Below are 12,016 nucleotides of genomic sequence, written 5' to 3'. Positions count from 1 at the left end.
AAAGGTTTTATACCAACGTCATCACAAAAAAGAAAACGATCAACCCCACAGTGATCAGCTTAATAATGAGTCCGGCAATGTAGCCGAAAAATGCGCCTGACGCGTGTTTTACGGCGGGTTTTATTTTATTCCCGACGATTAATCCACTCACGAGCGCTCCGGCAAAAGGGCCGAAAATAATCCCCCACGGACCCAGGAAAAAACCGATCAGTAAACCGATGGTTGCTCCCCAGACCACTTTTTTGTTTCCGCCCATCTTCCGGGTTCCCCACAGCGGCAAAATATTGTCGAGGATAGTGACGCCGATGGTGATAATTCCCAGAAGCACGATTACGGTCCACGAAACGTTATCTTTTACCGAAGGTACGAATTTCAGCGCCAGCAATCCTGCCCAACAAAGCGGAACACCCGGTAATACCGGTACAACCGTACCGACGGCTCCTACAATAACGCAGATTACGGCCAGGGAGATTAGTAACGGCTCGGGCAACATGAGTTATTCTTTTTCATCGTGATCGTGGTCATGCTGCAAAAGCACCCGGTGCGGCAGGGAACCGTGGCCAAGTATTTCGATGGGACACGAATCGTAAGCCCCCATGAGCCACTCCTGCGAAATATTGCTTCCACAATGGTAGTGAAGGTTTTGATTGATGCAGGCGATGTTTTTCACCTGCGAAATAATGGTCCCCACGTCGTGGGAGACCAGCACGATAGCTATCTCTTTATTTATTTCGTCGAGCAATTTGTAAAAATTAGTTTCGAAGAGTTTGTCGACATATGAGCTTGGCTCGTCGAGAATGATAAGCTTGGGGTTGTCGATGATGGCTCGCCCCAGCAACACGCGTTGCAGTTGTCCGCCCGAAAGTTCGCCGATAGCCCTGTGCAGTAGGTTTTCAATGCCCATTTTTACGGCAATTGGTTCTACCTTTTGTTTGTCTTCTGCCGTGTATCTTTTGATAAACTTCCCCCGTAGCGTTAAGCCGGAGAGAATAACTTCGTGTACGCTGATGGGGAATTTTTTATCGATCTGGTTGATCTGTGGCAGGTAACCGATGTTAAGGTGGCTAACTTTTTTTCCGGCATCGAGAAACGTGATATTGCCGGAAGACGGTTGTATTAACCCTAAAATAGCTTTCAGCAGGGTGGTTTTTCCTCCGCCGTTAGGCCCGATAATACCCAGAAAATCATTTTCGAAAACGGTGAGCGAAACGTTTTTCAGTACATCGGGCTTGTTTTCGTAGCCGGCGTTCAGGTTATGTATTTCAATGATCGGGTTCATTTTTCCTGGCTGGCTAACAGTTGGGCAATGCGAATCAATTCTTCGTCCCATTCATAAGCCAATGGGTTGATGGTATGTGATGTGGCCCCGATTTCCCGGGCAATAACCTCGCTGTTTTTTATATCGAATTCCTGCTGAACGAAAACGATCTTGATGTTTTCAGCCTTTGCCAGATCCACCAGTTCTTTCATTTGAGCGGGTGACGGGTTCTTCCCTTCAAACTCAATACTGTGCTGCGTCAGGTTGTAGTCGCGGGCAAGATAAGCCAACGCCGGATGGTAAACAATAAAACTCCGGGTAGGAATATCTTTCAGCAAGCGGGTTAACGCGGAATCGGTTTCGGCGATCTTTTGTGTCAGTTTTTCGAAGTTGGCCCGGTAGAGACCGGCGTTTTCAACGTCCAGTTCCACTACTGCGTTCAACATATTTTGCGAAAAAAGAACCGCATTCTTGGCAGAGCTCCATACATGCGGATCAGCAGCATCTGTCTGGTTATGACCGTGGTCTGCGGCCTCGTGCGAATGATCGTGATGCCCGTGTCCGCCATAAACAGGTTCAATTCCTACTGAACAATCCACGATTTTCAGGTCAGGATTGTTTTCGGCAAGTTTTCCCGTCCACACGTTTTCGTAACCCAGAAAACCTACTTTAAAATAGGCGCGACTGTTTCCCAGCTTTATCATGGCCGAGGGCGACGGTTCATAGGTTTCCGGGCTTGAACCCGGAGGGACAAGCGTGTTTACCTGAAATTTATCGCCCACGATTTGTTCCAGAAAATACCGCTGCGGCTCAATAGTTACCGTGAGTACGTTTGCTTCCTTTTCGCGGTTGGAATGGCAGGCAAGAAGTAAGAATGGAAATAAGAGCGTGAAAATATATTTTCTCATCCTGTTGGGTTGATTGTTTTGTTAGAATCTGTTGCAAAATTAAGATAAATAGCGCAACAGGAAAGTTATAAACAAAGATTTTCTATTTTTGTTTGTTGTTAAAGACGGACATGAACATCAAATTTGAAATTACCGAAGACGGTTCGCACACCCTTTTTGTTCCTGAACGGAACGAACATTACCATTCCACGCATGGAGCCATACAGGAATCGATGCACGTGTATATTGATGCCGGATTACGACATTGCGTGAAAAGCGAAGTAAAGGTGCTGGAAATCGGTTTCGGAACCGGGTTAAATGCATTTCTGACCTTGTTGGAAGCCGAAAAAAACAGCAGGAAAATAGATTTCACTTCACTTGAACTCTATCCTGTTTCAATAACCGATGCTGAAAAGTTAAATTATGCCGAGTTGATTGATCCCACCCGAAAGGAAGTTTTTAATGAGTTGCACAAAACAGGCTGGGGAAAATGGAATCAGGTAGCGCTCTATTTTTCGCTGCTGAAAATGCGGCTCGATTTCAGCAACCCATCTAATTTCCATCCAGAGAACAAGTTTGATGTCGTCTTTTTCGATGCTTTTGCTCCTGAAAAACAACCCGAAATGTGGACACCGGCAATTTTCGATAAAATATATTCTGTTTCTTCCGAAAATGCGATATTGACCACTTATTGCGCCAAAGGGTCCGTGAGGAGAATGTTACAGGCTGCGGGTTTCTTTGTTGAGAGGCTGCCGGGGCCGCCCGGAAAAAGGGAAATGTTGCGGGCAGTCAAAAAATAGGCCGCGTGCTCATTTGGATATCACCCGAACGTTTATCTTGTGATTGAATTGCTGTTCAGTGGGTGAAAAAAGTTCGAGTAAAGTTGTCATATCCCTTGTTTCCCAGATATTTACTTCCGATGTGCCGAGTTGCCGCCCGCTGGCATCGCTCACAATCACTCCTTTTCGGTTTTCGTGCTTCTTGTTCATGATTTTATCCAATCCGTTGGTCGAGATTCTAAAGTCGTTGAGCAGGTCAAGCATCATTTTTTCATTCACGTATTCAAATTCATAAAGAATATCTCCCAGATTGGCTTCAACGTTACTCGGTTTTTCCCCGATAGTTTTCTGAACGTAATTCAATACCTGGTCTTCTTTCGATTTGGCGCATGAGACCAAAAAAGTCAATGCCAGAAGCAAATAAGCAACCTTTTTCATGGGTTAAATCTTTTTGAGTTGATAGCGTGAGGCAAATGGTCCTTGAAAGAACCTTGTTTTTTGTCCTGATATTCACGGGTGAGGATAAAAGTTTCATCGGAATTAATGGTAAGATGGATTGCAATACCAGCGGTGTTTGCTGCCGGGATAACACCTTGGTAGGTTCCATAGATATCTGTTAAGGGGCTGGCAATCTGTTCATTTTCCGTTTTTGAAGTCAGGTCGTTTTGGTTTTCGTCAGCGGGCTGTCCGTTGCCGCAGCTTGCTAGTAATGCGATAAGCGCGGCCAGTGCAATGATTTTTATAGCCTTCATCTTTTTTGTTGTTGATAATCTTACAATCTTAATTAATAGATTAATAACGACAAAATTACTTTAATTGTTTCAATTAATTGTAAATGAGGGATAAAACGTGGAAAATATACACAACTTTTGTGTGTGCAAAAATCGTCTGTCTATTCGCCCCTTACTTGTAAAATATCCCGTATATCGGTGGTATATCTTCCGGAGAGATGTTCCTGGTGCATTTTAAACATACGGGCATCTTGTGAAGCCAGCCTTATGCCTCCCGACGATGAAAAGTGATTGATCGCATCTATGGCATTCATCAGTCCTTTGTGGCGGGGATTGGCATTCATTTCAGGGAAAAGAGCGGGCTGATGGTGCTTTTCATCGGTGAAATTATAAAGTGTAACCCCCGCTCTTTTGTAGTGGAGATCTTTTTCATAGATTTTTTTTAGTCCGGATACGACAAAGTCCACTATCTCCAGCGTGGACGATGTGGAAAAGGGTAATCGCACTTCAACGCTCCTTGAAAGCACTTCCTCCGTATCCTTAAAATAATTGGTCTGTAAAAATACCTGTATCCGGCTGCACAGCGATTGTTGTTTGCGTATTTTTGCGGCAGCCATTGCTGTGAACGTAACCACACGCTCTTTTATCTCGTCCCACGTTCCGTATTCTTTTTCGAACGTGCGGGTGACGGAAAAACTCTTGCTTTTCTCTTCTTCCACAAACTCAATACAGCGAATCCCGTTTAATTCCCTTTGCAGGTTAATTCCTGTAACGGTCATGTTTCTGCGCACCCACGACTCGGACATCTCCGCAAAGTCGACGGCCTTGAACACTCCTTCCGTCTGAAGCTTCACGGCATTGCGCCTGCCGATGCCCCACACATCTTCTACCGACAGCCACCTTAAGGCTTTCACCCGCTTTTCTTCCGTATCCATTACGTAGCATCCTCCCGTTTGTGAAGGATACTTTTTGGCAATACGGTTAGCTACTTTTGCCAACGCCTTGGTGGGGGCAATACCCACACTAATGGGGATTCCTGTCCATCTCCCCACGTGCTCCTTCATTCGTAGGCCGTACTCTTTCGGGGTTGCCGTTTCCGCCAGGTCGAGAAAGCATTCATCCACGGAATATACTTCCTGCAGAGGGGAGTAACCCGATAGAATACTCATTACCCTACGGCTCATATCACCATATAGGGCAAAGTTGGCTGAATAGACAGCCACGTTATTTCTCCTGAACAATTCCTGTACTTTAAAGGCCGGAATTCCCATTTCGATGCCTATCTTTTTAGCTTCGTTGCTGCGTGCGATAACACACCCATCGTTGTTGGAAAGCACAACTACCGGCTTGTCGTTAAGGGAAGGATTGAACACCCGTTCGCACGAAGCGTAAAAATTATTGCAATCGATAAGAGCAATCATGGATGTTTGCGGATTGAGTAGGTGACAATACCCCACACAATGAGTGTATTTTCCGATGTGACGACAATAGGCTTATAACTTGTATTGGAGGGCATAAGCATACAAACACCGTTTTCCAGGTGTATACGTTTCACGGTAAATTCACCCTCCAGATAACACAGGGCAATCCTGCCGTGCGACCATTCCTCTCCCTTGTCCACAACCAGCAGGTCTCCATCGTTAAAATCTCCCAGCATGGAATTCCCCCGGACACGGGCATAAAATGTGGCTTCCGGATGCCGGATAAGCAATTTGTTTATATCGATCCGTTCGCTTGCAAAATCGTCCACATTCGAGAATGGGCCCGCCGCTACGCTGCCCCCCAATGAAATTTCCACTTCCGAAAACTCCGGTTTGTAAATTTCTATTTGTGTCGATGCATACACTTTTCTCATACTGCAAATGTAAGTGAAAATAGAAAATCGACAATAAAAAATCCCACATATTCCGGAAATACGTGGGATATCATTGTTGTGTTACCTCCGCGGAAAGAAAGGGATTCGAACCCTTGGTACCCGTAAGAGTACAACGGTTTTCGAGACCGCCCCGATCGACCACTCCGGCATCTTTCCTTTTAAAGCCTATTCGCTATTGGCTTTATGTCAAGTCTTACCTTACTTTTGTAAGAACGTAAAAAGGAGCCAATTCTCCTTCAATCATTTTTTTATCGGCATTCAACTGAGCCAGACTTCCTTCTTGCAGTTTAAAATATTTTTGATCTCCGTCTTCGTCCTGAATAACTAAAATTTCTCCACTTTCGATAAAATAGGAGCCTTTATCTTCAAACTTAGCTTCCTTTTCACCCAGGTAATCGCTGACGAGAGTGAATGTGTTGTCGTCGTGGATTGTCAGTTGGGTTTTAATGCCCTCACAATCAGCACAAGGAAGTATGCCTTCGTAAACGCCAAGATAGTCTAAAGCCATTTCAGATGTATGCATATCGGGAGTCTCGGCATTTTTTTGTTTTGCGTTATTGCAGCTGATGAAGACAATTGCAACAAAAGCAAATAATAAAATACTTAACTTTTTCATCATTAAAATATGGTTTTAAAAAACGATACAAAGGTACAATATTTTTGGATATTTGCATGTTGTGGCCCCTGAAAGTTATTTCTTTAAAGCATATAACGCTGCTTTTGTGGATGCCAGAAGCGGCTCAATAGATATGCCGGAGCCAACAGCGCTCTTCATCCACAGCTGTGGGATGATTCTACCCTGGGTGTACATCCGGTCCATTTCGTCGGCAAGATTTTTTCCGCGCACCTGTTGGCCGATTTGAAAATCAATGAGGTGTCCCATCGGATAGTTCGGTAGATAAAGCGGGTAGTCGATCATGTGCGAGTAAATCCCGAGAAGCGTCTCTCCCTTCCCTCCCAAAATATCGGCATAATAGGTGTCCCACACATCTCTTGCAGCCGTTATAACCGCTTCTTTCAATTGATCGGGAGTGGCATCCGGATGGTTGTAAAGCCATTCCCAAACGCGGATATCCACCAGGGAAACTCCCATGATCTCGTAACTCGACCAGAAGTTGTCCAAAGCCAGGTAGTGCTCGTCTTCAGGATTTGGATTTTTGAGGCCCAGCAGTTCCAAGTCTCTTTTCTGGAAAAGGAAAGCCACTGCTTCGGTAAATGCTGTGTTGGGTACACCGTTGAGAACATAGTAGTCTACATCATTCATCGTAATGGTTTGCTCCACCGTATGACCGAACTCGTGTACGGCAATATTATAGCCTTTATAATCCATTCCGCCAGCACCGATTCTTGTACGCAGATGAGCTATGTCGTTACGCATCGTTGCCCCCCAGGCATGCCCGGCGCCACGTGACGGGTCAACCACAATGAGTGATGAAATTTCCCGGGCCCTGTCTGGCTTCCATCCCAGTTTAACCAGGATATTGGGGAGATCGGTCTCCAATGCTTTTGGGTTCGGGTATTTTTTAGAGGTGATGGCTGTAAGCTGTTCCTCGGGTATTCCCCCGCGGGCTTTAAATCCGTTGTACCAAATATCGAACGGCTCCAATTTCCGTCCTAAGCGCGACTCGATAAATGCGGCTACTTCTTTTACTTCGGATGAAGAGAGCAACCCTTTAAAAAGGGTTTCCACGTCTTTTTGCGGAATCTCCATGGTCGCATCAAAGGCTCGCGAGAGTTGAGTGGGATAATGCGGAAAATAGGTGTCGAGCTGGCGCATAGCGTGGAAATTCGCGAGGAAAGTCTTGTACCGGGTATCGGGTTCGGGAGAAGCTGATGCCTCGGCATTGTTTTCAAACAGTTGGTTCGTACCCGGGTTCCACGTGAATTTGTCGCTGTTGATGGTTTGCTGAGGAATAGTCTGGTCGATGATACGTTTCATCACCGTGTATATCATGCGTTGTTTTTCCAGCCCCCTGGCCGTGTCGGCATAATTCGATTTCAGTTCATCGCGTAACCCCCAATGGGAGATCAGTTTCATATCATCCGGGAAAAGCTGTTCCCCGTTATCGTTGCGAAGTTTTCCCATAAAAAGATTGTAGTCGGAAATGTATGCGTCGGCCTCGGTAATTGTTTTCGATATGTTTTGCTGAACAGCTGCCGGCACACGCGCGGTGAAACGGTCGCCCATGCGGGCGTAAGCCCATTCTTTTCTTGACCATTTCTCCCCCAGCCCTGTCTTCTCCTGTAACGAATAGAACGGGAAGTTCAATGCTGTAATAAAGGCAACTTTATTGGCATACAGGTCATCGTTCAGATGTGCTGTGACATCGTAGCTTCCAAACATCATGTCCACGGGGGTGATTTCTTCACCTTCCAGTTGTAGCGGCTCTTTCAACAGGACATCGATTTTGTGGAAGTATCCGTCGAATACTTCAAAGTTTCGCTCCAGTGTATGAAAAAGTTGATCGAGTCGAGCTTCATCAGCAACAAAACTCCGCTTGCAGAACTCGGCAAATTCTCCTGCCGTTCCGTCCGGTTCCCGCCAAAGGTCAGCAACCTGCCGGACACCGCGTTCAATACGGAAATAGGCCGGTTCTCCCAACGAATCCTTCAACATTGAAATTACTTCGTTGCGCTGCGCTTCTGCAATAAAACGGCTTTCTGACATATCATTCTCTTTTTTTGATGGGTGGGTATTACAAGAAACAAGTAATGCCAACAGTAGTGAAACGGATAGTAGTGGCTTCATCTTTTTCATGTTTAAACTTTAACATTATGTTGCAAAGGTAATTAAAAAGCGTTTCATCCGCTTCTGGATGCAATTTTTTTTGTAGTTTTACGCCCAAACCCTAAAACTAAATTAATTATGCAGGAGATTAACAACTACGTGGAAACCCACAAGCAACGATTTTTAGACGAGCTCTTCGAACTGATCCGAATCCCATCCATCTCATCACTTCCCGAGCACAAACCGGACATGTACCGCGCCGCCGAAAAATGGAAAGAAATTCTGCTCGCTGCCGGTGCCGATAAGGCGGAGGTATATGAAACCGATGGAAATCCGGTGACATATGGCGAGAAGATAATCGACCCCAAGGCACCCACCGTAATGGTTTACGCTCATATGGACGTTATGCCGGTTGATCCGGTCGGCTTATGGAAAACCGACCCCTTTGAACCGGTGGTGAAAGAGGGGAAGATCTGGGCGCGTGGCGCCGATGACGATAAAGGCCAGGGATTTATGCACGCCAAAGCGTTTGAATACCTCGTGAAGTCGGAAAAATTGAATTGTAACGTGAAATTCCTGATTGAAGGTGAGGAAGAGGTTGGGTCGCCCAGTTTGCCCAAGTTTTGCAAAAAACACAAAAAAATGCTGCAGGCCGATGTTATTCTGGTCTCAGATACCTCAATGATAGCCCCGGATGTTCCTTCCATTACCACCGGGTTGCGCGGATTGGCATACTGGCAGGTGGAAGTTACCGGCCCGGACAAAGATCTTCATTCGGGCCTCTTTGGCGGTGCAGTAGCCAATCCCATCAATGTGCTGGCCAAAATGATTGCACAGGTTACGGACGATAACGGACGTATTTTGATTCCCGGATTTTACGACGATGTTGTAGAGGTTTCCCGAAAGGAACGGAACATGATGGCGAAAGCTCCGTTTTCGCTTGAGGAATACAAAAAATCGCTTGACGTGAAGGAAGTTTTCGGCGAGAAAGGGTACACCACCAATGAACGCACCGGCATCCGGCCTACTTTCGACGTATGCGGTATCTGGGGCGGCTACACGGGTGAAGGCGCCAAAACAGTGCTTCCCTCCAGGGCATATGCTAAAATCAGTACCCGGCTGGTGCCCAACCAGGACCACAACAAAATAGCCAAATTGTTTGTGAAGTTTTTTGAAAGCATTGCTCCGAAATCGGTAAAGGTAAAAGTGGAATACCTGCACGGAGGGCCGTCGTATGTCTGCCCTATTGATTTGCCGGCATACAAAGCCGCCGCAAAGGCTTACACGGAGGTATACGGAAAAACTCCGATTCCTGTCCGTTCGGGAGGAAGTATTCCGATTATCGCCACTTTTGAAGAGATCCTCGGTATTAAGTCGGTGCTAATGGGTTTTGGGTTAGGATCTGATGCCATTCACTCACCCAATGAAAATTACCCTTTGGAACAGTTTTACAACGGAATCCGTACTATTCCGCTGTTTTACCGGTATTTTGCAGAAGAGATGGGGAGGTAACAAACACATAAGCCAGATATTGTGTTTGTTCGGAAACCGGTGTTAAAGCTAAAAATCCCGAAATAATTTTCCCGTTTTCAACGATGAGAGGAAAATCTGTTGACATTTTCTGTTGGAAGGTTAACGCTCCGCCCGTTTTTTTGAAAAAATCGACCGTAAATTTTCCGGTAGACCCGGGTTTTACAAAACGGTCGTAGAGAATGTAGGCGACAATCCCCATATTCATTCGAAGGTTAATCTCAACGCAAGGTTGGATTTGATACCCTCTGTTGGTTTTGCAAACCATCATGTCCACTCCCAGACAACCGGAATGGGATGGGTACTGGCGGCAGAGTTTTTCGGCAAGAGATTTCCGGAGTTGCGGCAGCAACTCCGGACCGGTGTATTCACCCAACCTTTCTTCAATATCGGTTTGTGGCATCAGGAAGTTGCCCATGTAGGCACCTGAAGATGTGGATTGGAACAGGGAGTACCCGATAAATTCAGCTTTGTTATCGGAAAGGCAGAATTCCATGGCAAAATCTCGAATCTTGTTCAGAACAGGCTCCGCAATAAGGCCTCCCTGTTCGTGAATTACCCGCCGGCACCAATCGGCTTGTTTGTCGGTTATTTTCCCTTTGATCCAGCTTAATCCCTTGCCGCTGCCGGAATTGGGCATTTTCAATACGTGATCCCCGTTTCGCGAATGTAAAAAGTGCAAAACATCATCAACAGCGGAGAAAAAATAGGATTCTCCACAAAACGCGTTATTCTCCGCCCTGAGTTCGTTCAGAATATGTATGGCGTTCTTCCTGCCCGAGTCGCTTCGAAGCTGTTTTAACTCCTCCATCGAAGGCAGGCTCTCTTCCATTGCACCGGCGTCCAGCAACTTTTTTCTCAATGCGGGGTTCCATCCCCACGGGATAATTTTCTCTTTCGGAAAAAGGGAAATGCCCGAAAAAGGGATGAGGGAAACCTCGAGAGCGAAAAACTCTTTCAATCGGGAAAGGAACTGTTCGTTTTGAGCAGTGGCGGCAATCACCTTAGCACCTTCCGGAGCATACCACATCGGCAAAATGGCCAGATCGTCCGCAATTTTCACTGCAGATGCCGGAGGCGTGTAGTTAATACCGAAGTTCGCCAGGGCCAGATCGTTCTCGGGATTGAAGAGATGCATACGCTTGGGTTACACGTACTCTTTCGGTTCAATCTCTCCGCTTAGGATCAGTGCACCGTTTTCAGCCAGGGCTTTCATTTCATCCTCACCCGGATAAACGTATACCGGTGCGATTTTATGGATACGTTCGATGATCAGGTTGCAGAACCATTTGCTGTTAGCCATTCCTCCGGTGATCAGGATGGCATCCACATCGCCTTTCAGTACGGTTGAGAATGCGCCGATTTCTTTTGCCGTCTGATAAGCCATGGCTTCCATCACATCGTAGCATTTTTTATCTCCGGCCTGAGCGGCTTTTTCCACTTCGTAGGCATTGTTGAGGCCCGTATAGGCATACAGTCCTCCTTTGCCGACCACCATCGATTTCATTTCTTCGTAAGTGTACTTGCCGCTGAAAGCCATCTTCAGAAGTTCGCCTACGGGGAGTGTTCCGGACCGTTCCGGTGAGATGGGCCCGTCACCGTCAAGCGCCTGGTTAACGTCAACGACCCGTCCTTTGTGATGTACGCCTACCGATATTCCTCCCCCTAAGTGCACTACAATAAGGTCCATGTCTTCATATTTTCTCATGAGAGACTTGGCGTGAGCGCGGGCAATGGCTTTTTGGTTGAGCGCATGGAAAAGAGAGACTCTTTCGAAAAGGGGATGTCCGGAATACCGGGCAATGGGTTCAAGTTCGTCCACTACCACCGGGTCAGCAATAAAGGCTTCTGCTGAAGGGAGTTGTTTGGCAATGTCATCGGCAATAAGTGCTCCTAGGTTGCTGGCGTGTTCTCCTCTTTTTGCCTCGATAAGGTCTCTCTTCATTGTTTCGTTTACCCTGTAAACTCCCGACGCAATAGGTTTCACTATGCCTCCACGTCCGACGACGATCCGGATAAGGTCCAACCTGATCTCGGCGTTTTTTAATTCATTGTAAATAATATTTTTACGAAACTCATACTGATCGCTTATTCTTTTAAATTGGCTTAATTCTTCAGCCGAATGACGGATTGTTTTTAAAAAAACCACATCTCCGTTTTTATAGACGGCAATTTTTGTTGATGTTGAACCCGGGTTAATCACCAGGATCCGCGGATGATTGTCCAT

Annotated in this window: 13 protein-coding genes and 1 tRNA gene; 2 read left to right on the top strand and 12 right to left on the bottom strand. The window is 46.2% G+C overall.

Features of this window, described 5'->3' with window-relative positions; all coding sequences use genetic code 11:
* Positions 1–7 precede the first annotated feature (7 nt).
* The 3 genes from AACM02_RS02390 to AACM02_RS02380 are packed head-to-tail and all read right to left on the bottom strand — an operon-like array spanning position 8 to position 2,166.
* Positions 8–493 (bottom strand): DUF456 domain-containing protein, encoded by a 486-nt coding sequence (locus AACM02_RS02390; protein ID WP_214062935.1) that lies wholly within the window; start codon positions 491–493, stop codon positions 8–10.
* Positions 494–496: 3 nt separating this feature from the next.
* Positions 497–1,279, bottom strand: coding sequence for a metal ABC transporter ATP-binding protein (locus AACM02_RS02385; protein ID WP_339115955.1), 783 nt, complete (start codon positions 1,277–1,279; stop codon positions 497–499).
* Positions 1,276–2,166, bottom strand: coding sequence for a metal ABC transporter solute-binding protein, Zn/Mn family (locus AACM02_RS02380; RefSeq protein WP_339115954.1), 891 nt, complete (start codon positions 2,164–2,166; stop codon positions 1,276–1,278). The genes AACM02_RS02385 and AACM02_RS02380 overlap by 4 nt, the downstream gene beginning before the upstream one ends.
* Positions 2,167–2,276: 110 nt before the next feature.
* Here AACM02_RS02380 and mnmD point away from each other — a divergent pair, with 110 nt between their 5' ends.
* Positions 2,277–2,945, top strand: a complete 669-nt coding sequence (mnmD, locus tag AACM02_RS02375; RefSeq protein ID WP_339115953.1) for a tRNA (5-methylaminomethyl-2-thiouridine)(34)-methyltransferase MnmD — start codon at positions 2,277–2,279, stop codon at positions 2,943–2,945.
* Between the two features lie 9 nt (positions 2,946–2,954).
* On the opposite strand, the gene AACM02_RS02370 is transcribed toward mnmD, so the two are convergent.
* The 7 genes from AACM02_RS02370 to AACM02_RS02340 all read right to left on the bottom strand — a co-directional run bounded on the left by AACM02_RS02370 (position 2,955) and on the right by AACM02_RS02340 (position 8,280).
* Positions 2,955–3,362, bottom strand: coding sequence for a hypothetical protein (locus tag AACM02_RS02370; RefSeq protein ID WP_339115952.1), 408 nt, complete (start codon positions 3,360–3,362; stop codon positions 2,955–2,957).
* Positions 3,359–3,676 (bottom strand): copper resistance protein NlpE N-terminal domain-containing protein, encoded by a 318-nt coding sequence (locus tag AACM02_RS02365; protein ID WP_339115951.1) that lies wholly within the window; start codon positions 3,674–3,676, stop codon positions 3,359–3,361. Before AACM02_RS02365 ends, AACM02_RS02370 begins: the two co-directional genes overlap by 4 nt.
* Before the next feature lie 140 nt (positions 3,677–3,816).
* The gene (locus AACM02_RS02360) at positions 3,817–5,112 is read right to left on the bottom strand and encodes a Y-family DNA polymerase (protein WP_339115950.1); all 1,296 of its coding nucleotides are present in this window, start codon (positions 5,110–5,112) and stop codon (positions 3,817–3,819) included.
* Complete coding sequence (umuD, locus tag AACM02_RS02355) at positions 5,073–5,510, bottom strand: LexA family transcriptional regulator (protein ID WP_214062328.1); 438 nt, start codon at positions 5,508–5,510, stop codon at positions 5,073–5,075. Before umuD ends, AACM02_RS02360 begins: the two co-directional genes overlap by 40 nt.
* Positions 5,511–5,600: 90 nt before the next feature.
* Positions 5,601–5,687: transfer RNA gene (locus AACM02_RS02350), tRNA-Ser, on the bottom strand.
* 37 nt (positions 5,688–5,724) lie between these two features.
* Entirely contained in the window at positions 5,725–6,150 is a 426-nt protein-coding gene (locus AACM02_RS02345) for a copper resistance protein NlpE (protein ID WP_286853873.1), read from the bottom strand.
* 72 nt (positions 6,151–6,222) lie between these two features.
* On the bottom strand, positions 6,223–8,280 hold the full coding sequence (locus tag AACM02_RS02340; protein ID WP_339115949.1) for a hypothetical protein: 2,058 nt from the start codon (positions 8,278–8,280) through the stop codon (positions 6,223–6,225).
* Between the two features lie 117 nt (positions 8,281–8,397).
* On the opposite strand from AACM02_RS02340, the gene AACM02_RS02335 reads away from it, so the two are divergent.
* A complete protein-coding gene (locus AACM02_RS02335; RefSeq protein WP_339115948.1) occupies positions 8,398–9,771 on the top strand; it encodes a dipeptidase in 1,374 nt (457 codons plus the stop codon).
* Here AACM02_RS02335 and AACM02_RS02330 read toward each other — a convergent pair.
* Both AACM02_RS02330 and buk read right to left on the bottom strand, forming a co-directional pair.
* Entirely contained in the window at positions 9,725–10,927 is a 1,203-nt protein-coding gene (locus tag AACM02_RS02330; RefSeq protein ID WP_339115947.1) for a hypothetical protein, read from the bottom strand. The two genes, AACM02_RS02335 and AACM02_RS02330, sit on opposite strands and share 47 nt — an antisense overlap.
* Positions 10,928–10,936: 9 nt before the next feature.
* Positions 10,937–12,016: a butyrate kinase gene (gene buk / locus AACM02_RS02325; RefSeq protein WP_214062333.1), complete on the bottom strand. Its 1,080-nt coding sequence runs from the start codon at positions 12,014–12,016 to the stop codon at positions 10,937–10,939.

Source organism: Petrimonas sp. (assembly GCF_963921705.1).
Lineage (GTDB): Bacteria > Bacteroidota > Bacteroidia > Bacteroidales > Dysgonomonadaceae > Petrimonas > Petrimonas sulfuriphila.
This window is presented reverse-complemented; position numbering and strand designations above follow the sequence as displayed.

Bases quoted from the DNA above. Each gene is read 5' to 3' on its own strand.
- AACM02_RS02390 (WP_214062935.1), bottom strand. From the start codon at position 493: ATGTTGCCCGAGCCGTTACTAATCTCCCTGGCCGTAATCTGCGTTATT.
- AACM02_RS02385 (WP_339115955.1), bottom strand. From the start codon at position 1,279: ATGAACCCGATCATTGAAATACATAACCTGAACGCCGGCTACGAAAAC.
- AACM02_RS02380 (WP_339115954.1), bottom strand. From the start codon at position 2,166: ATGAGAAAATATATTTTCACGCTCTTATTTCCATTCTTACTTCTTGCC.
- mnmD (WP_339115953.1), top strand. From the start codon at position 2,277: ATGAACATCAAATTTGAAATTACCGAAGACGGTTCGCACACCCTTTTT.
- AACM02_RS02370 (WP_339115952.1), bottom strand. From the start codon at position 3,362: ATGAAAAAGGTTGCTTATTTGCTTCTGGCATTGACTTTTTTGGTCTCA.
- AACM02_RS02365 (WP_339115951.1), bottom strand. From the start codon at position 3,676: ATGAAGGCTATAAAAATCATTGCACTGGCCGCGCTTATCGCATTACTA.
- umuD (WP_214062328.1), bottom strand. From the start codon at position 5,510: ATGAGAAAAGTGTATGCATCGACACAAATAGAAATTTACAAACCGGAG.
- AACM02_RS02345 (WP_286853873.1), bottom strand. From the start codon at position 6,150: ATGATGAAAAAGTTAAGTATTTTATTATTTGCTTTTGTTGCAATTGTC.
- AACM02_RS02340 (WP_339115949.1), bottom strand. From the start codon at position 8,280: ATGAAGCCACTACTATCCGTTTCACTACTGTTGGCATTACTTGTTTCT.
- AACM02_RS02335 (WP_339115948.1), top strand. From the start codon at position 8,398: ATGCAGGAGATTAACAACTACGTGGAAACCCACAAGCAACGATTTTTA.
- AACM02_RS02330 (WP_339115947.1), bottom strand. From the start codon at position 10,927: ATGCATCTCTTCAATCCCGAGAACGATCTGGCCCTGGCGAACTTCGGT.
- buk (WP_214062333.1), bottom strand. From the start codon at position 12,016: ATGGACAATCATCCGCGGATCCTGGTGATTAACCCGGGTTCAACATCA.